This is a genomic window from Pseudomonas sp. ANT_J12 (assembly GCF_008370045.1).
Lineage (GTDB): Bacteria > Pseudomonadota > Gammaproteobacteria > Pseudomonadales > Pseudomonadaceae > Aquipseudomonas.
The window spans coordinates 176810-199402 of the sequence record NZ_VOBN01000004.1; the positions used below are offsets into that span (position 1 = coordinate 176810).

The following is a 22593-nucleotide window of genomic DNA, read 5'->3' on the forward strand; positions in this document are numbered from 1 at the left end:
TTTGATCGCAAGGACTTCCAGCATGAATCTGCAACACATCGGCGTGATTGGCGCGGGCACCATGGGCAACGGGATTGCGCAGGTCTGCGCGGTGGCGGGCTTCAGCGTGACCCTGATCGATATCAGCGAGAGCGCCCTGCAAAAGGCAGTGGCGACCGTCGGCAAGAACCTTGATCGACAGATCGCCAAGGCGACGTTGAGCGAAGAACAGAAACGCGCCGCCCTCGACAAGATCCGCACCAGCACCGATTACGCCAGCCTGAAGGACGTGCAACTGGTGATCGAAGCCGCCACTGAAAACCTCGACCTGAAACTGCGCGTCCTGCAACAGATTGCCGCGCAGGTCAGCGCCGAGTGCGTGATCGCGTCCAACACGTCCTCGTTATCGATTACCCAACTCGCCGCCAGCGTCAGCCAGCCCGAGCGCTTCATCGGCCTGCACTTCTTCAACCCGGTGCCGGTGATGGGGTTGATCGAGGTGATTCGCGGCCTGCAAACCAGCGACGCGACCCACGCCCTGGCGCTGGACATGGCCACGACGCTGGGCAAGACCGCGATCACCGCCGGCAACCGTCCGGGCTTCGTGGTGAACCGGATCCTGGTGCCAATGATCAACGAAGCGATCCTGGTGTTTCAGGAAGGCCTGGCCAGCGTCGACGACATCGATGCCGGCATGCGCCTGGGTTGCAACCAGCCAATCGGCCCGTTGGCCCTGGCGGATTTGATTGGCCTGGACACGGTGCTGGCGATTCTCGAAGCGTTCTACGACGGCTTCAATGACAGCAAATACCGCCCGGCGCCGCTGCTCAAGGAGATGGTCGCCGCCGGTTACCTGGGACGCAAAACGGGGCGCGGCTTCCATGCCTATGCCTGAGCGTTGTGAACGCTTTGCCGAATACCGGGACAAGGTGCTGGAGCTGTTCGCCAGCAAGGGTTTCGGCCAGGTCGGCATGCGTGAACTCGCCACCTGCCTGGGGCTCGCCCCGGGCTCGCTGTATCACCATTACCCGAGCAAGCAGCACTTGCTGGCGGACTTGATCGAAGAGTTCTACGAAGAGTTGTTGGCCACGCTTGGGCGCCTGGATAAAAAAGCCAAACGCGGCATGCTGCCCAGCCTGATTCAGGCGCACCTGAATCTGCATCGGGAAATGCCCTGGCACTTCCGGCTGGCGGAGCGGGACAGCGGTTGTCTGAATGAAGATCAGCAGCAACGGGTTCGGCAACTGCGCGAGCAATATGAACGTCGGTTGTTGCAGATGCTGGGCCCCAAGTTGCGGCTCAGCGAACAGGGCCAATTGGCGGCCGGGCACGCGATTGCGAATTTACTCAACAGCGCGCCCGGTTGGCTGACGCAGCATGCGCTGGGTGACGCGGAGCGAGATGAGCTGCTGGAAAACCTGGTGAGTGGCGCTGTCGAGCGTTTGCTGCGGCCTTCGGTGCCACGCGCAGTGGCTTGAGGCGATACAACGTGCCAGTACCCACGGCATACTGGCGCCCCCTCAAAACACAAAAAGGATTTCGTGTGTTCTCGCGCCGCAATACCCTCGTCTCAGGGCTCTTTCACGCCGTTTGCTGGCTCGTTGTACTCGTTTTGATTCTGCATGTGGCTTTCTTCAACTGGCAGTTGATGAAGCCTCTCAATGTCGGCGGCACCTTCATGGGCGGAGGCATGGCCACCGAGCTGTATTTAATGGGCTGGGGCGTGGCCACGCTGGGACTGATCGTCGCGATTTTGTTACGCCTGCCCGGCGCGATCTACGGCTGGATCGGCTCCGGCCTGCTGACGATGGGCATCGGCGCCTGGTGGCAACTGAACTACCCGGACAACGACACAGGAAATGCGATCTACAGCATCAGCGAACATGAGATTGGCTCCTTTATGATCATCGGCGTGATTGTGCTCAGCACCGGTTTCTACGCGCGTGAAAAACTCAAAAACCGCGTACCGGATCCAGAGCAAATGCCAGTGCAATTCATTGCCGCTGTCCTGCTGGGCGCCTTTTTTATCGGCGTGCCTCTCGCCAAGTACACAGAGAAGCCGCTCCCCTATTGCGCGTTCAACAAGGCCGGCCAGCAATTGTCCATCTGCATTGGCAAAGAACGCGTCATCGTCGATTGATCGAGCAATAAGCGGCGCCCGATCTATAGAAAAAACGTCTGAACAAACCCGGCAGAACCCGGCCTCTAACGCTTTGCTGTTTGAGGTCGAACCCTATTGAAGCTGGAGGCCGTCCTGGCCTCCAGCGCCACTCGGTTACCGGGAGCACACAATGAAAATCAATCCCTACCTGATCTTCAACGGCGACTGCAAAGCCGCCTTCACTTTCTACGCCAAAGCCCTGCCCGGCACCCTCGACGCCATGATGACTTTTGGCGAAACCCCAGCGAAGGAACACGTCCAGGCGGATTACCACAACCTGATCATTCATACCCGCCTGTCGGTGGGCGACCAGGTGATCATGGGCTCCGACACCACCCCCGACCGCCCCACTGACGACATGGCCGGTTTCTCGATCTCGCTGAACGTCGACAGCATCGCCGAAGCCGAGCGCGTCTTCGCCGCACTGGCGGAAGATGGCACGGTGCAAATGCCGCTGGAGGCGACCTTCTGGGCGGCCCGCTTCGGGATGCTGGTGGACCGGTTTGGCGTGGCGTGGATGGTCAATTGCGAGAAGGATCAGTAAATCGCTTATAGAAAAGCCCAACCTGAAAAGGTTGGGCTCGTTGAACCAGGCTCTGTGGCAAGTCCAAGACCATCTGCTACCGTCAACTCGCCGTCCCGCGTTGCGTCAACGGAGGTCGAATGAATCATTTGCTGATCGCACTGATCGTGTTCACCTGCCTGTTCGGCAGTGCCTTGGTGGGCTCGTACGTGCGGCAGCGATTGCCTTCGCATCATCTGAGCGACGATTCGGTCGCCGTCCTGAAACTCGCCACCGGCCTGATCGCCACCATGTCGGCGCTGGTGCTGGGCCTGCTCGTGTCTTCGGCCAAAGGCACGTTCGAAACCACCAATGCACAGCTGGAAGGCGCGGCGGCCAAAGTGGTCGAGTTCGACCGTTTGCTGGCACGTTATGGCCCGCAAACCCAACCCATCCGCACACAGCTCAAGCACAACTACGCGCAAATCGTGCAAGTCCTGCAATCGCGGGATTCCTCCCGACTGGCCATGCTCGACAGCCCCGAAGCGATCAGCCGTTCCGAAGCCCTGCAACAGCAAGTCGCCGCGCTCGCCCCCGACACCGACAGTCAACGCACCCTCAAGGCTTCGGCCTTGCAGATGATGGACGCCGTGTTCGCCGCCCGCTGGCTGACGATGCTACAAGCCAACCAGTCGATCCCGCCGGTCATGCTGGTGATTCTCATCACCTGGCTGTCGATCATCTTTGGCTCGTTCGGTTTGTTCGCCCCGCGCAATGGCACGATTGTGGTGGTGCTGATGATGTGCTCCGCATCCGCGGCGGCGACGATCCTGCTGGTTGAAGAGCTGAACCGGCCGCTGGACGGGTTGATCAGTGTGTCGCTGGAGCCGATGCTGCATACGATGGAGCGGTTGGGGCAGTAGCCTGTGGCGAGCGGTGTCACTGATTCACGCTTTTGCATTCAACCAACAGCCGGCTGTCCCCTTCCACGGTGCAATCGATAGTGACCGGCAGAAAACGCTCGATCACCGCGATATTGCTTTGCAGATGCTCGGTCATGCGCGGCGTGGTGAAGCTGCCGCCGCCCGCCATGGCCATGGGCAGCAGCAACTGATCGGCAAGGTGCTCGGCCACGGCGGTGGCGCTGTTCAGCCAATCCGCAGCCTGGTCGATGGCGCCATCGGCGACCTTCTCGGCACGCAGGGCCGCTTGGCCAAAACCACTGAACACTTCGGTGACGTGCTCAAACACGCATTCCACCAGCAGGACATTGCCCGGCCCCCGATCCTGATCGAGCGCGACGCAATGCAACACCTTCGGCGCCATTCCCAGTCGTTTGCCGACCCGCTCCAGTTCACGCTCAGCCACTTGCGGCGCAAGGCCCGCCACCAGGGCCGAAGCGCTCTGCGCCAGTAACGCGCCGCGCTCCAACAGATGCAGCGGTCGCAGCTGCGAAGGCTGGATGAAGACTTCGATCTCGCCACCACCGGCCGGCACAAACCCGTGGCGAATCAGTTGCAACTCAACCTTGGCCCCCATGCGCCGCAGCAGCGGCAGCCAGGCGCGCTCAAGGAAATCGCTGGGCGGCGCCAATGGATTATGCGTACCGCCCGAGATCCGTACACGACTGGCTTGCGGCGCCAGCAACAAGGCCGGCAACAGTGTCTGCAACACCAGTGTGCAACTGCCCGCCGTGCCAATGGCGAAGCTGAATTCGCCGCCACGAATCGGCCCCGGTTCAAAGGACAACACCTGCGAACCCAACTCCGCGCCCTGCACGGTGGCGCCACAGACCTCGGCCGCCGCCAGTACCGCCGTCAGGTGCTGGCGCAGCAAACCGGGACGGCTGCGCCGGGCCCGAATGTTCTTAATCTGCAGCGCCCGACCGGTCACCATCGACAGGCTCAAGCCACTGCGCAGTACCTGACCGCCGCCCATCGCGCCGTCCAGTTCAATCACTTCCTGTTTCATGTTCATCCTTAGGCGTAACGCTTTACCGTGTCTCTCAAATACTGATCCAACAGCCGGGAGTCTTCCTGGGTGCGCGGCAGTTTAGGCACTGCGCGCTCCAGTTCCGTAGCGATGAACTGGTGCAACGCGTGTCGACGTGGGCCGTAGGCACTTTCATCGGCGTTGCGCTTAAGCACCAGCAATTCGGCGACTTCATCCAGCAGAGCCGGGTCGTCGACGGTGCTGAGCAAGTCGGCGAAGGTCATCGGCGGGCGACCCCGGCCCTGGTCGATCCAGCGCACCGCCAGCAACGGACGCAGCACGTAGAAATACTTCTTGAACCGCACGCTCTCGCCTTGCAGGTAGCCGCGAAAGTTTTTCCGGGCCATCGACAGGTAATGATTGCGCGCGGCCGGCGGGCTGTAGAACGCCTCGGCCAGCTCACGCAGTTGCAGGGTCGCGGCCGTTTCGCTGCGATACACCAGGGGCGAATCGAGCCATTCCAGCAGCGTCGGATTGGACTTGCGCAACAGCCCGAGGGTCTTGCGCAGCTCCCAACCACTGACATCCAGTTCATCGTCCAGCGGCCGCTCGATCACATCCCGCGGCGTATCGACCTGGACGAACCACTCCGGTTTTTCCACGTAGACGAAGCGCACGTCATAGTCGCTGTCGGTCGAGGCAAAGCCCCAGGCGCGACTGCCGGACTCACAGGCGTAAAGCACGCTGACGTTACGCTCGCGCTCTATCCTTTCAAGCTCCTGTAACACCCGGGCGCGCATCTCGGGCGCCAGCGGGTGAGTTTCATAGTTGTCCATGTTCCCTATCCTTTTACGCACACCACCTGACGCAGGGTGTGCAGCACTTCAACCAGCTCGCGCTGGGCGTGCATGACTTTGTCGATGTCCTTGTAGGCCATCGGTATTTCATCGATGACGGCAGCGTCCTTGCGGCACTCCACGTGCGCGGTGGCGCGAATCTGATCTTCAAGGGTGAAGGTGTTCTTGGCCTTGGTCCGGCTCATGGTGCGGCCGGCGCCGTGGCTGCAGGAGCAGAACGATTGCTCGTTACCCAGGCCGCGAACGATGAAGCTTTTCGCCCCCATCGACCCCGGAATGATCCCCAACTGGCCCTTCTTCGCCGACACCGCGCCTTTGCGGGTCACCAGAATCTCTTCACCAAAATGCCGCTCTTTCTGCACGTAGTTGTGATGGCAGTTCACCGCCTCCAACGCCACCTCGAACGGCTTGCTGATCACTTGCCGTGTCGCCTGAATCACCGCTTGCATCATCAACGCACGGTTCTGCTTGGCGAAATCCTGGGCCCAACCCACCGCTTCGACGTAGTCATCGAAGTGCTGGCTGCCCTCTTCGAAGTACGCCAGGTCGCGGTCCGGCAAGTCGGCGATGTGCTGGCGCATATCCGCCTGGGCCAGTTGAATGAACAGGTTGCCAATGGCGTTGCCGACCCCACGGGAACCGCTGTGCAACATGAACCAGACCCGGTTGGCTTCATCCAGGCAGACCTCGATGAAATGGTTACCGCTGCCCAGCGTGCCCAGATGCCCACGGTTGTTGGTGTTAGCCAGCTTCGGATACTTGTCGGTGATCAACTTGAACCGTGGATCGAGCGCCGCCCAGGCGTGATCGGCCTGTCGGGGGATCTCGTCCCAGGCGCCTTTGTCCCGGCGCGAACGGGTCGAGCTGCGGCCGTGGGGCACCGCTTGCTCAATGGCGCTACGCAGGCCGTGCAGGTTGTCCGGCAAATCGGCGGCCATCAGCGAAGTACGCGCGGCGATCATGCCGCAACCGATGTCGACGCCGACCGCCGCCGGAATGATCGCACCCACCGTCGGAATCACACTGCCGATGGTCGAGCCCTTGCCCAGGTGCACGTCCGGCATCACGGCCAGGTGTTTGAAAATGAACGGCATCTTCGCCGTGTTCATCAACTGCTCGCGGGCTTCGCGTTCCACCGGGACGCCTTCGGTCCAGAGCTTGATCGGTTTGCCGTTGGCGACTTCCAGCAGTTGGTAGGTATGTTCTTGCATGATCTCTATTCTTTTCTTTTGGCCGATTATCCGGCGTTGTTCCAATACCCGGCAGCGACCAGGGGATACAGGCACATATGCTCTACCAACTGAGCTACCCGTTACCGGGGCGGGAGTCGAACCCGCGACACGATGTAGTACCTGTGGCATTCGCTGCCAAAATTTCAAATAGGTGGCACGACAAAAGTGAATGACTGTTGCGCGTTGCCGCGCACCGGACTGAACCGGTCGTTAGATGTACAGCCATTCGGCATTCGTGCCTTTCACCGACTCTGACAAGAATTTGATGAGACGCCTTCGATGTAGTCCCATTGGCATTCATTGCCGGTGAAAAAATCAATTCGTGTGGCGTGCGCCGTGTGACCGGCGCACGCGTTTGCTTACTCCATGGCCTCGATCACCTTCACCCAGTGCTGCGCACCGTAGTTGCCAGTGGCGAACTGCTCGATCACGTCGAACACCGCGTCGCTGAAACCGCCGACATTCAAGATGTCCTCACGGTCCGGCGCCTGGGTCGCCCAGCCCGGTTGCATGTCGATGCACACCAGCCGCGCGTGCGGGTTGATCTGCTTGATCCGCTCCCATTGCTGCATCGTTTCACTGCTGCCCCGGCGACGCGCGTCGAGCCAGGATTCATTGTCCGAGACCATGATCAGCGTATCGACCTTGGCCTTCTCGTCAGCCAGTTTCGCCAGTGGCGCCGAGCAGCTAGTCCCGCCACCACCGATGCCGGCGAGCTTCTCGGCGTTGCTCATCACGCTGTCACGCGGGTTGAGCTGGATATCCACCACCTTCATTTCAAACGGCATCACCCGGGCTTGCGGTTGTTTGCGCAAAACCGCCGCAGCAATCAGTGCAGCCACATCAATGCAGCGTACTGCGCTGGTCGCGCCCTGGCGATAACCGGTGACCGGGCTGTGCATCGAGCCCGACACGTCCGGGCACACCACGACATGCCCTTGCAGCGCCGGCACGTTGGCCAAGGACAGTTCCAATGCGTCCTGCAATGCCTCGCGCACTATGAGCGGCACGTCCTCCCCGGTCATGCGATACGCCGCCAATAACTGGTACGGATACACCCGCGCCTTCGCCACCGCCTCGGCGTCCGCCAGGCGTGCGGCCACATATTCAGCGCAACCCGGCACTTGAAACGCACCGTGGCGCGCCAGGGTGTTGAGGTTCATGCGCAGGGCTTGCCAGCCCATGTTCTGCGCCTGAGCCGCCCATTGTTCCTTGCTCAGGGCCTCGTTACCCAGCAGTTGGAACGGTACCGGCGGCACCTCCTGGCTCGCGCCGCTACGGAAGGCCAGCAACGAGCGGGTCAGTTCAGGCAAGGCCTGCACATCCACCGGTTTACCGATCAGCCAGGCGAAGAACGCTGCACGCCAGGCCTCGTTGGGCTTGGGGTGAACCATCTTCACCACATCCGCCAGCGACGGCTGGTTACCGATCGAGGCCTGGAGCAATTGGCGTTCGCTGGCGTTGTTCAACCAGTTCTGCACCAGGCGCTTGGGCTGCGAACCGAGGGACTTGCGCCCCGTGGCACCGCTGCGCAGGATCTGTACGAAGTTGCGCAACATCTTGCCGCTGTCCACCACCTGCTCGAACACCTCTGGCACCAGCGCCGAACGCTGTGCCGTGAGGGCGGCGAGCATCAAGGCCGGCATGTCTTTCATGTGACCCTTTTTACGAGCATACAAAGCGGCCTTCGCCACGTAGCGGCTGTCCAGCTCGGCGACCAATTGCAACACCTGATCCAGTTGGCTTTCGGCCGAAGCGTAGAACGTCGAGTTCAGGCACCCGGTCACGGCCAGTTGGGCCAACTTGTGTTTGGCGCTGTAGGCATAAGCCGGAGCTTGAGCGGCGTTCAGCGTGTCGCATGCCGGCAGGTTTGCCTGTTGGGTGTTGAACATTTTGAAGTTGGCCATCGTGGCGTCTCGCTTGTTGTCTCGTTCGTTGCCAGAGATATTGCAGCCGACGTGCCAGGTTTGTTTTTTTGTTCTGATTATTTTTTATCTTATTGATTTATATCGTTTTTTTTAATTTTTGTGATTTTTGAGAATTCTGAAGGCGACAAACGGCTCGCTATTTATCTATCCTTTGATATCGCTTTTTATCTTCAGGTATAAACATGTCAGCCAAGCGCACCGTCGCCATCGGTTTTATCGGCGCCACCCTCGATCGCGTCGGCAAGGGCGCCAATCGTTGGAGTCACTGGCGGCCGAGCGTAGGCCTGTGCCAGCAACCGGACGTGCTGATCCATCGGCTGGAACTGATTCACGGTGTCGACGCCCGGGACGTCAGCCTCGCCCAGCGGGTTCGCGAGGACATCCGCCAAGTCTCGCCGGACACCGAGGTGCGCCTGCATCCCATGTCACTGCGCAACCCCTGGGATTTCGAAGAGGTGTACGGCGCGCTGCACGACTTCACCACCGACTACACCTTCGACACCGAGCACGAGGATTACCTCGTACACATCACCACCGGCACCCACGTGGCGCAGATCTGCTGGTTCCTGCTGACCGAGGCGAGATTTTTACCGGCGCGGCTGATCCAGACCTCCCCGGCCCGGCGCCAGAGCGAAGCAGATAAAGCCATCGGCACCCACGCCCTGATCGACCTCGACCTGTCGCGCTACGACCGCATCGCCTCGCGCTTCGCCCATAAACGCCTCGAAGGCCTGGCGTTTCTGAAGTCCGGGATCGCCACCCGCAACGTCGCGTTCAACCGCTCCATCGAGCAAATCGAACGCGTAGCGGTGCGCTCCCAGGCACCGATGCTGTTGATCGGGCCGACCGGTGCGGGCAAGTCCTTCCTGGCCCGACGCATCTATGAACTCAAGCGCAGCCGGCACCAGATGCAGGGGCGCTTCGTGGAAGTGAATTGCGCGACCTTGCGCGGCGACGGCGCCATGTCTACGTTGTTCGGCCACATCAAAGGCGCATTCACCGGCGCACAGAATGCCCGCGACGGCCTGCTGCGCGCAGCCGATGGCGGCATGCTGTTTCTCGATGAGATCGGCGAGCTGGGCGCCGATGAACAAGCCATGCTGCTCAAAGCCGTGGAAGAGAAACGCTTCTTTCCCATGGGCTCGGACAAGGAAGTGGAAAGCGACTTCCTGATCATCGCCGGCACCCACCGCGACCTGCGCAGTCGCGTCGCCGAAGGCCTGTTTCGCGAAGACCTGTATGCACGGATCAACCTGTGGACGTTCGACCTGCCCGGCCTGGCGGGTCGGCGCGAAGACATCGAACCCAACATCGATTTCGAACTGGAACGCCATGCCCGCGACCAAGGCCATTTGGTGCGGTTCAACCTGGAGGCTCGACGCCGCTACCTGGCATTCGCCAGTTCCAGCGAAGCCGCTTGGCTGGGTAACTTCCGCGAGTTGTCGGCGTCCATCACGCGCATGGCAACGTTGGCCGACAGCGGGCGCATCGACGAGGCTCAGGTCGAGGAAGAAATTGATCGCCTGCGTTATGCCTGGGGCCTGACGCAACCCAGTGATGATTTGGATGGATTGCTCGGTGAGAACGTCGACATCGACCTGTTTGATCGCCTGCAACTGAAAGCTGTGCTCGACGTTTGCCGGCAGGCGGACAGCTTGTCTGATGCGGGACGACGTCTGTTTGGCGTGTCGCGCCAGGCCAAGGCGCAGCCGAACGATGCGGATCGCTTGCGTAAATACCTGGCGCGCTTCGGGATTGAGTGGAAGCAAATGGCTGATTTGCAGCGCAGGGCTTCAATTGAATGATGTGCAACTGGCTCAGGGGCGCATCGCAAAAAAGATTCGCCCCCGCTTACAACACGACAGCCTCTATCCTCCCCCGCGACATCCTGTCCATCTGCTGCCTGTGGTAGACGGCGACCCTCGACTGGTAACCTGCGCCCTGCTCTTTCAATGACGACGGTGACGCATTTGATCAGCAGTACCCCCACACTGGCCCGGGATATCGACGGTAAAGCCATTTCCGCCCAGGTGCTCGACGAGGTCCGCGAAGAAGTTCTGGCCCTGGCCGCGCAGCAGATTCATCCCGCCCTCGCGGTCGTGCTGGTCGGCGACGACCCGGCCAGCCACGTCTACGTGCGCAATAAACTGCTGCGAGCCAAGGAAGTCGGGATTCGCTCCCTCGAACATCGCTTGCCGGACGACGCCAGCCAGGCGCAAGTCCTGGAGCTGATCGCGCAACTCAACGCCGACGTCACGGTGAACGGCATTCTGGTGCAGTTGCCGTTGCCGGGGCATATCGATGAAGCCGCCGTGATTCATGCCGTCGACCCGATCAAGGACGTGGATGGGTTTCATCGCGAAAACGTCGGCGGTCTGGTGCAAGGCATGGACGTCTTGACCCCGTGTACGCCCAGCGGTTGCATGCGCCTGTTGCAGGAGACGTGCGGGGATATCAGCGGGCTGCACGCGGTGGTCATCGGCCGGTCGAACATTGTCGGCAAGCCGATGGCGACCTTGTTGTTGCAGGCTCACTGTTCGGTCAGCGTGGTGCACTCGCGCAGCGTCGATGCGCCGGCGCTGTGCCGGTTGGCGGATATTGTTGTGGCGGCGGTGGGTCGCCCTGGATTGATCGATGCCAGTTGGCTCAAGCCTGGAGCCGTGGTGATTGATGTCGGGATCAATCGTATTACCGACGCATCCGGCAGCCGTTTGGTGGGCGACGTCGATTACGCCAGCGCGCGTACCGTGGCCAGTGCGATTACGCCGGTGCCGGGTGGTGTCGGGCCGATGACGATTGCTTATCTGCTGAAGAACACGTTGATTGCGGCGCGATTGCAGCGTGCGGTGAAGGCGCGGGAGCCGGATCCGGATGGGTGTGATTCGGATATCAATTGAGCGACGTCAAACCTGTGGCGGGCGGTGAACCTGTGGCGAGGGGGCTTGCCCCCGTTCGGCTGCGAAGCAGTCGCCAAGCTGTGTGCACTGGGTGCAGGGGCCGCTGCGCGACCCAACGGGGGCAAGCCCCCTCACCACAAGGTTCAGTGTTAGCCACAGCGTTTCGCTTAGGGATCAAAACCGTGGCTTAACCGTCTTCCACTCCGGCTGATACTTCTGCATCTGTCTCACATCATCGCGCTGACGAATACCGCACGTCAGGTACTGATCATGCAGCTTGCCCAGCTGATCATGATCGAGCTCCAACCCCAGACCCGGCGCGCGGGTGATCTTCACGCAGCCATCGACAATCGGCAGCTTGCCGCCCTTGATCACCTCTTCGTCCGGCTCCTGCCACGGGTAATGGGTGTCGCAGGCGTAATCCAGATTCGGCACCGACGCCGCCACATGCGCCATGGCCATCAAGCTAATGCCCAAGTGCGAGTTGGAATGCATGGACACGCCAAGGCCAAAGGTCTGGCACATCTTCGCCAGCGCCTGGGTGTCGCGCAGGCCGCCCCAGTAGTGGTGATCGGCGAGCACGATCTGCACGCTGTTCAACGCCACGCTGCGGCGGAATTCATCGAAATCGGTGACCACCATGTTGGTCGCCAGCGGCAGGCCGGTGCGCTTATGCAGTTCGGACATGCCTTCCAGGCCCGGCGTCGGGTCTTCGTAATATTGCAGGTCATCGCCCAACAGTTCGGCCATGCGAATCGAGGTGTCCAGCGACCAGTTGGCGTTCGGATCGATGCGCAGCGGGACGCCGGGAAACGCCTTCTTCAGGGCCTTGATGCACGCCACTTCATGCTCCGGCTCTAACGCCCCGGCCTTGAGCTTGATGCTCTTGAAACCATAGGTTTCGATCATGCGCCGGGCCTGGGCGACAATCTGTTCTTCGTTCAGCGCCTCGCCCCAACTGTCCGGTTTATAGGGCGAATCAACATGCTGCGCGTACTTGAAAAACAGGTAGGCGCTGAACGGGATTTCATCACGAATCGCCCCACCCAGCAGATCCACCAGCGGCACGTTCAGCGAGTGCGCCTGCAGGTCGAGAAACGCCACTTCGAACGCCGAATAGGCGTTGCTGACGGCTTTGCTCGCATGGGAGCCCGGCGCCAGCTCCGCACCGGCGACGCTGGTGGTCTTGTTGGCCGCCACGGTGGCCTGGACGATGGCGCGCAACTGGTTGAGGTTGAACGGGTCGAGACCGATCAATTGATCCTTGAGTTGCATCTGGATCGCCAGCGCCGGGGCATCGCCGTAGCTCTCGCCGAGGCCGATGTAGCCGTTGTCGCTCTCGATTTCGATGATCGAGCGCAGCGCAAAGGGTTCGTGAATGCCGCTGGCATTGAGCAAAGGCGGATCGCGAAAGGCGATGGGGGTCACGGTTACGCGTTTGATTTTCAAAGGTCAGGCTCCGATTGATCTCTATCCAGGTCTTAACGTGTAGCGGCGTGGTTCGGCACCACCGCTTTGGTCGCGGTTTGCGTACTTGATTTCGGGGTAGTGCGAGCAAAGAAGATCACCACGGCGGCCACCAGCGACGTCGCCGCCAGGCCATACAGGCCGCCCTCGATGGAACCGGTGGATTGCTCGAGGAAACCGAACGCAGTCGGCGCAACGAAGCCGCCTAGATTGCCGATGGAATTGATCAGCGCGATGACTGCCGCCGCGATGCGCGCATCCAGATAACTTTGCGGAATCGGCCAGAACAGCGCAGAAGCTGCCTTGAAGCCGATGGCGGCAAAACAGATCGCGACAAAGGCAAAGATCGGGCCGCCCGTGGTGGACATGAACATGCCGAACGCAGCGATTACCAGAGTCAGCGCGACCCAGGCCTGTTGGAACTTCCACTTGCTGGCCAGGGCCGCGAAGCCGTACATCGCGACGATGGAAATGATCCACGGCACCGAATTGAACAGACCGACCTGGAAGTCGCCGAGGTTGCCCATCTTCTTGATCATGCTCGGCAACCAGAACGTGGCGCCATAAATGGTCAGGGCGATGGAGAAGTAGATGAAGCAGAACAACGCGATCTGCCGGTCGGCCAGCAGTTTGAACATCGACGGTTTGGGCCCTTTCGCCGCTTCGCGGGCCTGCTGTTCTTCGGCGATGGCCATGATCAATGCGCCCCGCTCCTCTTCAGTCAGCCATTTCGCCTCGCGCGGATGGGATTGCAGCCAGAACCAGACGAATCCGCAGAGCACAATGGAGGCAAAGCCTTCGATCAGGAACATCCACTGCCAGCCATGCAGGTTCAAGCCGTTGACGTTCAGCAGTGCCCCGGACACCGGGCCGGAAATCACCGAGGCAATCGCTGAACCGCTGAGGAACACCGCCATGGTCTTGCCGCGCTCAGACGCCGGCAGCCATTGGGTGAAGTAATAAATGATGCCCGGAAAAAAACCGGCCTCTGCCGCGCCGAGGATAAAGCGCAGCACGTAGAAACTGGTTTCGCCTTTGACGAAGGCCATCGCCATGGCGGCCGCGCCCCAGGTGAACATGATGCGGGTCAGCCAGACCCGGGCGCCGTAACGCTGCAGCAGCATGTTGGACGGTACTTCAAACAGCGCATAACCAACGAAAAACAAGCCGGCGCCCAGCCCATAAGCCGCGGCGCCAATGCCAAGGTCGGTTTCCATGTGGCTGCGCACGAAGCCGATATTGACCCGGTCGATGTAGTTGACGATGAACATGACCACGAACAGCGGCAGCACATGGCGTTTCACTTTGGCGGCGGCGCGGGCCAGCACCGTGGGCTCCGGCGAACTCTGGAGGGTTTTCAAGGGCGACTCCCGATCTTATTTTTTTGGGGACGAGCCGATCATGGACGCGGTAATTGATCCCGTCTAATCTAACTTGGCATTCGATTGATACCTGGATTAGATCAATGTTCGAACTCACCCAACTGCGCTGCTTTACCACGGTCGCCACCGAGCTCAACTTCCGTCGAGCGGCCGAACGCCTGAACATGACGCAACCTCCACTCAGTCGCCAGATTCAGCTGCTGGAGCACCACTTGGGCGTCGAGCTGTTCACCCGCACCACCCGCAGCGTCGCCCTGACGGCCGCCGGTCGCGCTTTTTTTATCGAAGCGCAGAACCTGCTGGAGCGCGCCCAGCAAGCGGCCGTCACTGCCCGGCGCTTCGCTGAAGGCGATATCGGCTCGGTCAATATCAGCTTCGTCGGCAGTGCGGTGTATGAATTCCTGCCCAAGGTGATTGCCGAAGCACGGTTGAAACAGCCTCACGTGAAAATCGATCTGTCGGAGATGAACACCTACCAGCAGCACGAAGCCCTGCGCGCCCGACGCATCGACCTCGGCATCGTCCGTGCGCCATTGCTGGAACCGGGCTACGCCACCGAATGCCTGGTGCGTGAGCCGTTTGTCCTGGCCGTGCCGAGTAATCATCGACTGGCCAGAGCCGAAAGCGTGTCGGTGCAGGACCTCGATGCCCAACCCTTTCTAATGTACTCCCACGCCGCCTACCCGCCGTTCAATGAACTGCTGACCGGCATGCTGCGCTCGGCTCGCGTGGCCCCGGAATACGTGCAATGGCTCGGCTCATCCCTGACCATCCTGGCGCTGGTCAACGCCGGCATGGGCCTGGCCCTGGTGCCGCGCTGCGCGACGAGTGTGGTGTTCAAGAATGTGGTATTCCGCGATATCGATCTGGGCGAAGGGGTGCAAAGCGAACTGCATCTGATCTGGCGCGAGAACAACGACAACCCGGCGTTTGCGATGCTGCTGGAGGGCATTCGACGGGCAGTTCGCGAGGGCTGGGGGGTATGAAAAAGCCCAACCTTTTCGGGGTTGGGCAAAGCACTAGTAGCGGTGGTATTCCTGACCTCCGTAGTAACGACCATGATCACGTCCATGCCCATGTCCATCATGCCAATACGGCCAGCAGCCACCGAGTAGCAGGGTGGCTGCAATTACCAACAGTAACGGGGTTGTACGTTTCATCTGATCATCTCCCGACAGGCGATGCCTGACGCTGTAAACATTTGAACGGCCTGGAAATGAGATGGTTCAACGTACCGGACATTGGGGAGATGAATTTTTTGGCATGAAAAAGCCCAACCTTCTCTACGCTGGCTGCGCCGTTGAAAAACAACGGCGGGAAGGCGTGCCGGAAAGGTTAACATTCACCAGAGCCCGCCGCTTTTTCGATACAAGGACAGCGATCAAACAACATGGAACGTAAGTGATGTCGATCTATTTAAGTATTAAATCCGTAGTCACCAAAACTATAAAAGTGCTGGGCTTGATCCTGCTTGAAATCATTAGAGCTGCGCTTAAATTGGTGCTTTTCGTGGCAGCCGTATTGGTTTTGATTGTTTTCTGTATGTGGCTTACCGCTGACTCTACCAGCCCCAAATTGAGCCCCTTGCTAACCGAACTGGTTAACACGGTAAATGAACATCGAATATCCCGTTACCACAATCAGGATTGGTGCAAAAGTATTGAATCCGAGACTGGCAACTACGCCGACAAGCCAAGCTCCACCTGTGGCAGCGATGATGAGAACAAACCTTTCGATGCGCACGGAGCGCAACTGTTCGCTCTGGTCAGTTACGCGGCTACAAAGGTGCACATAGCGCCTACCAGAATCGACATTCAATCAGAGCACGGCCGCGTAACGTTCGCGAGAATCGACCTTTCCTGCCTCTTCGGCTACGCGGCTTATGTCTATTCGCCGCAAAAAACCTATGTCACTCAAGAGAGAAAACCGACAGACGTCAGGGATATGACCGGGGGCTGGTATTACGAAAACAGGGGTATTTGAACGACCCCCTCCAGTTTCCTTGGCCGCCTAGCAGCCAGGCTGACAGAAACAAAAAAGCCCAGCGGGTGGGCCGGGCCTTATCGTTTCGGGAACAGATTCAATGGGGCTGGCGCTGTCTCTGTAACTCGGTCTTCAGCCACGTGCTCGTCGGCTGGACGCCTGCTGAACAATTCACTTCATAGGCTTTGCCATTCATGCTGCTTTTGGTGGCGGCCAGATCAATAAAGTCTTCGGCGCTGCTCACCATGTTTTTGCCTTCAAGATAATCCAGCTTCTTTTCGAGATGCGCTCGAGCCTGAGGTCCCGGGTATTCAGTGCCATTGCGCACAAACTTGCATTCACTGCGCTCCACAAAATCCAGCAAGCCCTTTATCTCCTGATCAGCCTTCGGCGTGGTTTGGGCCTGCGCACCGCCCGCCACTGCCAATAGACCGATAGAAACCGTGATCAACCATTGGCGAACAATGGTTCGGGTGGCCTCTGCTTTGATAATCCGCATGGTACTTCCTTGTTCTGAAAGTGGGCGACTTTAGCACCAGGGCGTCAGAAACGAAAAAGGGGATCAAGCTGCCAAACTTGATCCCCTTACGAAATAGGGTCGGGACGGAGTGATTCGAACACTCGCCCCCTAGCCCCCATCTCATTTTCCATACTAGTTCTTTGATGAGACCGGCAAGAAGACAGGCGTAACCCCTCAAATCATCATCTCGGATCACGCAGACAGACTGACCCTGAGCGAAGGATGCAAATTTCCAGACTACGTCCGGGACAACAGTCCGTGCCTGGATACCGCTAACAGTCCAATTTGGCGCCGGGCCTCGTTATCGCACATCACGACAAATCAGGTTACAACCCCGAGGGCCTGACTTCTCGGATGAACTCTATCTAATGGCGAAGGAAAAAAAAGGCTGCAGGAGCAGCCTCAAGGATGAGGGGGCAGAGATGACTAAGCATCACTCATGTTTTCTTATAGAGCGTAGCTTTGTCGGCCTGGCAACAAGATCAATCGTCTACATGGAACCTGGGTAGCATCCATTTCCAACGAATGGCGGCAATACGGCTGACAAAAACGAACGCAATGGCGATTGCAGACGCCACTTCAAGAGAAATCTGCAAATCCAACAGCGTGATATAGGCGACGGCACCCAAAATACTGATGGATGCATAAACCTCACGTTTAAACACCAACGGTATTTCGTTACACAACACATCACGCATCACACCCCCGGCGACTGCGGTAGCTACACCCATGATCACTGCGATGCTGGGAGGGAGGTTTTGCTGAAGAGCCATATCTGTTCCTCTGACCGTAAATACAGCCAATCCAAATGCATCGGCTACCAACAACACCCTCTCGTTGAAGGTTTTCAAGGTCCTCGCCCAAATCATGGTTCCTAGCGAAGCACTAACCCCTACCAAAAAGCCATTCTCATTGGAAACCCACTCGATCGGATAATGCGCCATCAGTACGTCACGCAAGGCACCGCCGCCTAAAGCGGTGACTAAACTGATGGTGATCACACCGAACCAGTCCAACGATTTTCGCCCTGCCATCAGGGTGCCAGTTACTGCGAAGGCTGCAACGCCTGACAACTCACAGTAATAAATCACCCAGCCAGCGTGGTAAGCCTTCATTTACGGAACCAGCCTGTACTGCAAATGGGAGAAGTTCTTGAAATGAAGCACCCTCAAAGACTCACATTGAGGTCTAATCACATTATCATAGTATGATAATAAAATCACAACTGAGGCGAGCGATGAATACGGGGCAAAAAACACAGCCGCGTATCGTTATGAGGGTTATCCACTCGGAAAAACCACTGTTGAATCAAGTGTGCGGGTCGAAACGATAGGTGACCTGACAATGGCGTACAGCCCAGGGGGGGGCGCGGCCCTGCTTGGCAATGGCCAAAAATCCGGACGACGTTTACCGCTTTACAGGTAATCAGCCGCAACGAGCGTACGGCGACCGAGTGTATGAGGCTGCTGCTGAACGTGGGTGCACACTCATCTCGTATGGACCCACGTAGTACTCGCCTGCAGCGGTGCTGAGGAGGGATTACATTATTCCCAAGCCGTTGGATGGGCGCCTGCATTCGGGGGGAGCTGGAGCAGTGGCTAGAGCGGCAATTGATTCGGGCGAGGCCATCTATCTCATTTACCCATTTCTGGTAGACGTACCGTCGCCATTTTCTGATCAAGGTCAATCTCGTTAACTGTAACAAACCTAATCGGTGACAAAAAAATCCCCGACCATTACAATTTGATTAACATCGACCGTTTTAGGGTATTGGCAACTCCATGGAAAACAAGACTGCACGACTAACTGTGCTCATTGATCCCGTCAAGAAAAAAGCGCTTGAAGAGCTGTGCGCGTCTCAGGATCTGACGCCCTCTCAGGTCGTTCGTCAGCTTATTCGGGACTATCTGGAGACGCATGGCGTGTCCTACGCCACAAAAAGCAAAACTGCGGCCAATGGCAAGTGATTCATCTGCGCATGAGCGGGCACGACGAATGCCTGCTCATCGCTCCTTCTACTCTCTTGCACCTGTCTCTAGCCCTGTGGCTTGTCGATCTCGGCGTAGCTGCCCAGTGCACCACTGAAGTCAGCATGATAATGCTGTGAGCCGAGTGCTTGAAGAACCCCTGCCTTGTCGAGCTTGCCAAGGACTTTTTCGTTGGCTTCACACAACTTCACGACAATGCTGCGTTTACGCAACTGCTCAATAACTTCGAGTAGCGTTTGTAAGCCCGTGATATCCATGAACGGCACCCGCTTCAGACGAATTATCAACTTCCGGGGATCGGTGTGCGTCTGAGCCAAAACGCGCTCAAAGGTTTCTACTGCGCCAAAGAAGAGAGGCCCCTCAATGGTGTAAACCAAAACACCAGGTGGAAGATGTACATGCCCATTCAAGCGCAACTCTGCCTCCAGCTCTTTTTCGACCATTAACTGCACCTCTACAGATGCAGCCATCCGACGCATAAACTGCAGCATGGCGAGAATGACCCCGATATTCACTGCAATCGCTAGATCGCTGAAAACGGTCAGGCTGAAAGTGATTAAAAGGATCGCAACGTCCGCTTTTGGGGCGCGTTTGACCATGCGTTTGAAGTGCTTCAGTTCGCTCATGTTGTAAGCGACCACGAATAAGATCGCAGCCAACGCACACAGTGGGATATCCGAAGCCAGAGGTGCCAGGAAGAAGATCAATAAAATCAACGTGACGGCGTGCGTAAAACCCGCAATGGGGCTGTTACCGCCGTTGCGGATGTTGGTCGCAGTTCGAGCGATCGCGCCTGTCGCAGCAAAACCACCAAACAGAGGTGTGACCAGGTTGGCAATGCCTTGTCCGATTAACTCCTGATTGGAGTCATGTTTTGTGCCGGCCATCCCGTCGGCGACAACAGCAGACAACAGCGACTCGATCGCCCCCAGCATCGCGATCGCGAACGCAGGACCAATCAATTCAATGATCTGCGGCAGCGTTATTTCAGGAAGGCCAATTTTGGGCAGTCCTTGAGGAATCCCCCCGAATGCACTCCCTATCGTTGCCACGCCATCGAATTTAAAACAGGAATGCAACGCCGTCACAACGACCATGGCAATCAGAGGACCAGGAACACGCCTGACGCCTGGAATTTTAGGCGCGAGAATCACCAGCAGCAGGCTCAAGATGGCTAACAGGGTCGTGGGCACATGGAGGCCAGGCAGCGCCTGAATGAGGTGCCAAAGCCGCTCATGAAAATGCTCGCCACTGATGTTCGGCAAGCCCAAAAAGTCTTTCCACTGCCCGACCCAAATGATCACACCAATACCGGCGGTGAACCCAACGATCACGGGATCGGGAATGAACTTGATGAGTGCGCCAAGCTTGGTGATGCCGAGCAGTAATAATATTGCGCCCGCCATCATTGTCGCGATCTGCAAGCCATCAACGCCGTACTTGGCCGTTACGCTGGCCAAAATGACGATGAACGCCCCGGTCGGGCCGGCAATCTGTAGTCGACTCCCGCCGAAAAGCGAAACCAATAAGCCACCCACAATTGCCGTGTAGATTCCTTGCTCCGGCTTGACGCCCGAGGCGATGGCAAATGCCATGGCCAAGGGTAACGCCACGACGCCGACGATGACCCCCGAGACGATATTTCGAAGCCAGTGCTTGCGCCCTAACAAGCCCGCTTTCCAAGCTTCTCGTATGGCAATCATGACTAGCCTCGCGCTGGTGGCATGTGCATACTATTCACACGTAGTGATAATAGTAAAGCAATTGGCCTAGCCTCGTACGACACCACCGACCCTGTAGTTACAGTGTCGAGAGCGCAGAAACATATGCCCGGAGCCCCCGAATGAAACGCGAAGACGTCAAAACCAAACACGGTGAAGGCATGCACTTCGACACGCATGTGATCGCCAACCCGGCCAATACACACGAGTGAATCATTCTTTTTAAAAAGGAAGCCGGGAGAAGCTATTTTCTGGTCAATGACAATGAGGAAATTGAGTCATTTGGACACCTTGATGAACTGATCCGCGAGCTTCGAGATCTGGGTATCAAGTCCGCCGAAGTACATTTCTGATTGTTCCACCCAAGGCGTTCGATCATGTCAGTAAAGGTTGATCATGGCCTCCTCCCCTTTCGCTCCCCGCTATTTTGATCCGCTACACCGCGCTCATCCGCGCCACTCGTTCACCCCATGACTTGAGTGTCTGACGCGCAGGACATTCGAGCGCGCAAAAAAATGGCCACACAAGGTGGCCTAAGACGGGTTCAAGCATAGGAGGATCTCTATTGGCCAACAGATACAGGCGCACCCTGAAGTCTTAGGGCCAATAGAGTAGGTCCGCTGGCTGATAAACCCCTTCATCAGCAGCGCGCAACTGGCAATTTGATCCTGGTCTGTGGGTCAGGACCTCGTTGCCTATCATTATAATAGTGTTAGCATGTGATTGTAATCAACATCTAATAAGGTGATCGCATGACTACCGACTTCAAGAAGGCTGCACTGGATTACCACGAATTCCCAACCCCAGGAAAAATCTGCATCGCGCTGACCAAGCCTGCCGACACAGCCGCCCAGCTCGCACTGGCCTACAGCCCAGGCGTAGCGGAGCCCGTACGCGAAATTGCGAAGAATCCAGAGAATGCTTACCGCTTCACCGGTAAAGGCAATCTGGTGGCCGTGATCACCAACGGCACGGCTATTCTGGGGCTCGGCAATCTAGGCCACTTGGCCAGCAAACCGGTTATGGAAGGCAAAGCATTGCTGTTCAAGCGGTTCGCCGGAATCGATTCGATCGATATCGAAGTCAATGCCGAGAGCTCCCAGGCCTTTATCGAGACCGTCGTGCGTATTGCCGACACCTTTGGTGGCATCAACCTGGAAGACATCAAAGCGCCTGAGTGTTTTGAAATCGAAGAAGCACTGATCGAACAGTGCAGCATCCCAGTCTTTCATGACGACCAACACGGTACGGCCATCGTCACTGCCGCCGGCATGCTCAATGCACTTGAGATTCAGGGCAAAACCCTGGGTAATGCGAGAATTGTCTGCCTCGGCGCCGGTGCAGCTGCCACTGCTTGCATGCGCCTGCTGCTTAGTCTCGGCGCTCAAAAAAGCAACCTATACATGGTCGATCGTGTCGGTGTTATCCACTCCGCTCGGGAAGGCCTCAATCAATACAAAGCACAGTTCGTTAACGACGGTGGCCCTCGTACGCTGATGGAAGCCATGACCGGTGCTGACGTGTTTGTCGGCCTGTCTGGAGCCAATCTGCTCCCCGCAGAAGCATTGGCAGCGATGGCACCTAACCCGATCGTGTTTGCCTGCTCGAACCCGGACCCTGAAATCAGCTACGAGCTGGCCATGGCCACACGTGATGACCTGATCATGGCGACCGGTCGCTCTGATTACCCTAACCAGGTCAATAACGTTCTGGGCTTTCCGTTCATTTTCCGCGGGACGCTGGATGTTCGCGCAACCCGGATCAACGAAGCGATGAAAATTGCGGCGGTGGAAGCACTGCGCCAATTGGCCAAAGAGCCGACGCCCGTGGAAGTGCTGAAAGCGTTCAACGTCGATAAGCTTGAGTTTGGGCGCGATTACATCCTCCCCAAAGCGCTCGATGCTCGCCTGCTCGGAGCAATAGCCGGTGCAGTGGCCAAGGCCGCTATCGACACCGGCGTTGCGAAGCTGCATTACCCGGCGCACTACCCGCTTTAAGCTGCTGCGCCAGCAGGCGATCCTCTGTTCACAGATCAGAAGAAACG

General features: G+C 58.2%; 21 protein-coding genes and 1 pseudogene. 13 read left to right on the forward strand and 9 right to left on the reverse strand.

The features are described from left to right. Positions 1 to 22 precede the first annotated feature (22 nt). From FQ192_RS11585 to FQ192_RS11605, 5 genes are all read left to right on the forward strand, one after another. Positions 23 to 874, forward strand: coding sequence for a 3-hydroxybutyryl-CoA dehydrogenase (locus tag FQ192_RS11585; RefSeq protein ID WP_149658750.1), 852 nt, complete (start codon positions 23 to 25; stop codon positions 872 to 874). Further along, positions 861 to 1457, forward strand: a complete 597-nt coding sequence (locus FQ192_RS11590) for a TetR/AcrR family transcriptional regulator (RefSeq protein ID WP_149658751.1) — start codon at positions 861 to 863, stop codon at positions 1455 to 1457. The genes FQ192_RS11585 and FQ192_RS11590 overlap by 14 nt, the downstream gene beginning before the upstream one ends. 65 nt (positions 1458 to 1522) lie before the next feature. Then, the gene (locus FQ192_RS11595; RefSeq protein WP_256672262.1) at positions 1523 to 2119 is read left to right on the forward strand and encodes a hypothetical protein; all 597 of its coding nucleotides are present in this window, start codon (positions 1523 to 1525) and stop codon (positions 2117 to 2119) included. Positions 2120 to 2270: 151 nt separating this feature from the next. Continuing rightward, the gene (locus tag FQ192_RS11600; protein WP_149658753.1) at positions 2271 to 2684 is read left to right on the forward strand and encodes a VOC family protein; all 414 of its coding nucleotides are present in this window, start codon (positions 2271 to 2273) and stop codon (positions 2682 to 2684) included. A 119-nt stretch (positions 2685 to 2803) separates the two neighbouring features. Continuing rightward, the gene (locus FQ192_RS11605; protein WP_149658754.1) at positions 2804 to 3565 is read left to right on the forward strand and encodes a DUF4239 domain-containing protein; all 762 of its coding nucleotides are present in this window, start codon (positions 2804 to 2806) and stop codon (positions 3563 to 3565) included. Between the two features lie 16 nt (positions 3566 to 3581). Here FQ192_RS11605 and rtcA read toward each other — a convergent pair whose 3' ends face one another. The 4 genes from rtcA to FQ192_RS11625 form a co-directional block, all read right to left on the reverse strand. Further along, entirely contained in the window at positions 3582 to 4613 is a 1032-nt protein-coding gene (gene rtcA, locus FQ192_RS11610; RefSeq protein ID WP_149658755.1) for an RNA 3'-terminal phosphate cyclase, read from the reverse strand. Between the two features lie 8 nt (positions 4614 to 4621). Further along, complete coding sequence (locus FQ192_RS11615; RefSeq protein ID WP_149658756.1) at positions 4622 to 5410, reverse strand: nucleotidyltransferase domain-containing protein; 789 nt, start codon at positions 5408 to 5410, stop codon at positions 4622 to 4624. A 5-nt stretch (positions 5411 to 5415) separates the two neighbouring features. Further along, the gene (locus tag FQ192_RS11620) at positions 5416 to 6642 is read right to left on the reverse strand and encodes an RtcB family protein (RefSeq protein WP_149658757.1); all 1227 of its coding nucleotides are present in this window, start codon (positions 6640 to 6642) and stop codon (positions 5416 to 5418) included. Between the two features lie 380 nt (positions 6643 to 7022). Then, on the reverse strand, positions 7023 to 8570 hold the full coding sequence (locus FQ192_RS11625) for a TROVE domain-containing protein (RefSeq protein ID WP_149658758.1): 1548 nt from the start codon (positions 8568 to 8570) through the stop codon (positions 7023 to 7025). Positions 8571 to 8773: 203 nt separating this feature from the next. Here FQ192_RS11625 and rtcR point away from each other — a divergent pair, with 203 nt between their 5' ends. Further along, positions 8774 to 10396, forward strand: a complete 1623-nt coding sequence (gene rtcR / locus FQ192_RS11630) for an RNA repair transcriptional activator RtcR (protein ID WP_149658759.1) — start codon at positions 8774 to 8776, stop codon at positions 10394 to 10396. Between the two features lie 147 nt (positions 10397 to 10543). Then, the gene (gene folD, locus FQ192_RS11635) at positions 10544 to 11488 is read left to right on the forward strand and encodes a bifunctional methylenetetrahydrofolate dehydrogenase/methenyltetrahydrofolate cyclohydrolase FolD (RefSeq protein WP_149658760.1); all 945 of its coding nucleotides are present in this window, start codon (positions 10544 to 10546) and stop codon (positions 11486 to 11488) included. 174 nt (positions 11489 to 11662) lie between these two features. Here the strand turns inward: folD and FQ192_RS11640 are convergent, their stop codons facing one another. Next, positions 11663 to 12937, reverse strand: a complete 1275-nt coding sequence (locus tag FQ192_RS11640) for a glucarate dehydratase family protein (RefSeq protein WP_149658761.1) — start codon at positions 12935 to 12937, stop codon at positions 11663 to 11665. A 32-nt stretch (positions 12938 to 12969) separates the two neighbouring features. Then, positions 12970 to 14316, reverse strand: coding sequence for an MFS transporter (locus FQ192_RS11645; RefSeq protein ID WP_149658762.1), 1347 nt, complete (start codon positions 14314 to 14316; stop codon positions 12970 to 12972). A 104-nt stretch (positions 14317 to 14420) separates the two neighbouring features. Between FQ192_RS11645 and FQ192_RS11650 the strand changes: the two genes are divergently transcribed. The 3 genes from FQ192_RS11650 (at position 14421) to FQ192_RS11660 (ending at position 16320) form a co-directional block, all read left to right on the forward strand. Next, positions 14421 to 15323, forward strand: coding sequence for a LysR substrate-binding domain-containing protein (locus FQ192_RS11650; RefSeq protein WP_149658763.1), 903 nt, complete (start codon positions 14421 to 14423; stop codon positions 15321 to 15323). 235 nt (positions 15324 to 15558) lie between these two features. Further along, the gene (locus FQ192_RS11655; RefSeq protein ID WP_149658764.1) at positions 15559 to 15738 is read left to right on the forward strand and encodes a hypothetical protein; all 180 of its coding nucleotides are present in this window, start codon (positions 15559 to 15561) and stop codon (positions 15736 to 15738) included. A gap of 3 nt (positions 15739 to 15741) precedes the next feature. Continuing rightward, positions 15742 to 16320, forward strand: coding sequence for a hypothetical protein (locus FQ192_RS11660; RefSeq protein WP_149658765.1), 579 nt, complete (start codon positions 15742 to 15744; stop codon positions 16318 to 16320). A gap of 97 nt (positions 16321 to 16417) precedes the next feature. Here the strand turns inward: FQ192_RS11660 and FQ192_RS11665 are convergent, their stop codons facing one another. Together FQ192_RS11665 and FQ192_RS11670 are read right to left on the reverse strand one after the other, a co-directional pair. Next, positions 16418 to 16819, reverse strand: coding sequence for a DUF5329 domain-containing protein (locus FQ192_RS11665; protein WP_149658766.1), 402 nt, complete (start codon positions 16817 to 16819; stop codon positions 16418 to 16420). 503 nt (positions 16820 to 17322) lie between these two features. Then, a complete protein-coding gene (locus FQ192_RS11670) occupies positions 17323 to 17955 on the reverse strand; it encodes a trimeric intracellular cation channel family protein (RefSeq protein ID WP_149658767.1) in 633 nt (210 codons plus the stop codon). Between the two features lie 666 nt (positions 17956 to 18621). On the opposite strand from FQ192_RS11670, the gene FQ192_RS11675 reads away from it, so the two are divergent. Continuing rightward, positions 18622 to 18807: a ribbon-helix-helix protein, CopG family gene (locus tag FQ192_RS11675; RefSeq protein ID WP_045060687.1), complete on the forward strand. Its 186-nt coding sequence runs from the start codon at positions 18622 to 18624 to the stop codon at positions 18805 to 18807. 68 nt (positions 18808 to 18875) lie between these two features. On the opposite strand, the gene FQ192_RS11680 is transcribed toward FQ192_RS11675, so the two are convergent. Then, positions 18876 to 20531 (reverse strand): SulP family inorganic anion transporter, encoded by a 1656-nt coding sequence (locus FQ192_RS11680; protein ID WP_149658768.1) that lies wholly within the window; start codon positions 20529 to 20531, stop codon positions 18876 to 18878. Between the two features lie 140 nt (positions 20532 to 20671). Between FQ192_RS11680 and FQ192_RS11685 the strand changes: the two are divergent. Both FQ192_RS11685 and FQ192_RS11690 read left to right on the forward strand, forming a co-directional pair. Next, a pseudogene (locus tag FQ192_RS11685) lies at positions 20672 to 20902 on the forward strand (hypothetical protein). A 399-nt stretch (positions 20903 to 21301) separates the two neighbouring features. After that, complete coding sequence (locus FQ192_RS11690; RefSeq protein WP_149658769.1) at positions 21302 to 22546, forward strand: malic enzyme-like NAD(P)-binding protein; 1245 nt, start codon at positions 21302 to 21304, stop codon at positions 22544 to 22546. The last annotated feature ends 47 nt before the right edge of the window (positions 22547 to 22593 follow it).

What these genes read in the sequence shown, in the direction of transcription:
- FQ192_RS11625 (WP_149658758.1), bottom strand. Translation starts at nt 8,570, where the DNA reads ATGGCCAACTTCAAAATGTTCAACACCCAACAGGCAAACCTGCCGGCA.
- FQ192_RS11670 (WP_149658767.1), bottom strand. Translation starts at nt 17,955, where the DNA reads ATGAAGGCTTACCACGCTGGCTGGGTGATTTATTACTGTGAGTTGTCA.
- FQ192_RS11615 (WP_149658756.1), bottom strand. Translation starts at nt 5,410, where the DNA reads ATGGACAACTATGAAACTCACCCGCTGGCGCCCGAGATGCGCGCCCGG.
- FQ192_RS11650 (WP_149658763.1), top strand. Translation starts at nt 14,421, where the DNA reads ATGTTCGAACTCACCCAACTGCGCTGCTTTACCACGGTCGCCACCGAG.
- FQ192_RS11605 (WP_149658754.1), top strand. Translation starts at nt 2,804, where the DNA reads ATGAATCATTTGCTGATCGCACTGATCGTGTTCACCTGCCTGTTCGGC.
- FQ192_RS11590 (WP_149658751.1), top strand. Translation starts at nt 861, where the DNA reads ATGCCTATGCCTGAGCGTTGTGAACGCTTTGCCGAATACCGGGACAAG.
- FQ192_RS11655 (WP_149658764.1), top strand. Translation starts at nt 15,559, where the DNA reads ATGGTTCAACGTACCGGACATTGGGGAGATGAATTTTTTGGCATGAAA.
- FQ192_RS11690 (WP_149658769.1), top strand. Translation starts at nt 21,302, where the DNA reads ATGACTACCGACTTCAAGAAGGCTGCACTGGATTACCACGAATTCCCA.
- FQ192_RS11665 (WP_149658766.1), bottom strand. Translation starts at nt 16,819, where the DNA reads ATGCGGATTATCAAAGCAGAGGCCACCCGAACCATTGTTCGCCAATGG.
- FQ192_RS11600 (WP_149658753.1), top strand. Translation starts at nt 2,271, where the DNA reads ATGAAAATCAATCCCTACCTGATCTTCAACGGCGACTGCAAAGCCGCC.
- FQ192_RS11680 (WP_149658768.1), bottom strand. Translation starts at nt 20,531, where the DNA reads ATGATTGCCATACGAGAAGCTTGGAAAGCGGGCTTGTTAGGGCGCAAG.
- rtcR (WP_149658759.1), top strand. Translation starts at nt 8,774, where the DNA reads ATGTCAGCCAAGCGCACCGTCGCCATCGGTTTTATCGGCGCCACCCTC.
- FQ192_RS11675 (WP_045060687.1), top strand. Translation starts at nt 18,622, where the DNA reads ATGGAAAACAAGACTGCACGACTAACTGTGCTCATTGATCCCGTCAAG.
- FQ192_RS11620 (WP_149658757.1), bottom strand. Translation starts at nt 6,642, where the DNA reads ATGCAAGAACATACCTACCAACTGCTGGAAGTCGCCAACGGCAAACCG.
- FQ192_RS11585 (WP_149658750.1), top strand. Translation starts at nt 23, where the DNA reads ATGAATCTGCAACACATCGGCGTGATTGGCGCGGGCACCATGGGCAAC.
- folD (WP_149658760.1), top strand. Translation starts at nt 10,544, where the DNA reads ATGACGACGGTGACGCATTTGATCAGCAGTACCCCCACACTGGCCCGG.
- FQ192_RS11660 (WP_149658765.1), top strand. Translation starts at nt 15,742, where the DNA reads ATGTCGATCTATTTAAGTATTAAATCCGTAGTCACCAAAACTATAAAA.
- rtcA (WP_149658755.1), bottom strand. Translation starts at nt 4,613, where the DNA reads ATGAAACAGGAAGTGATTGAACTGGACGGCGCGATGGGCGGCGGTCAG.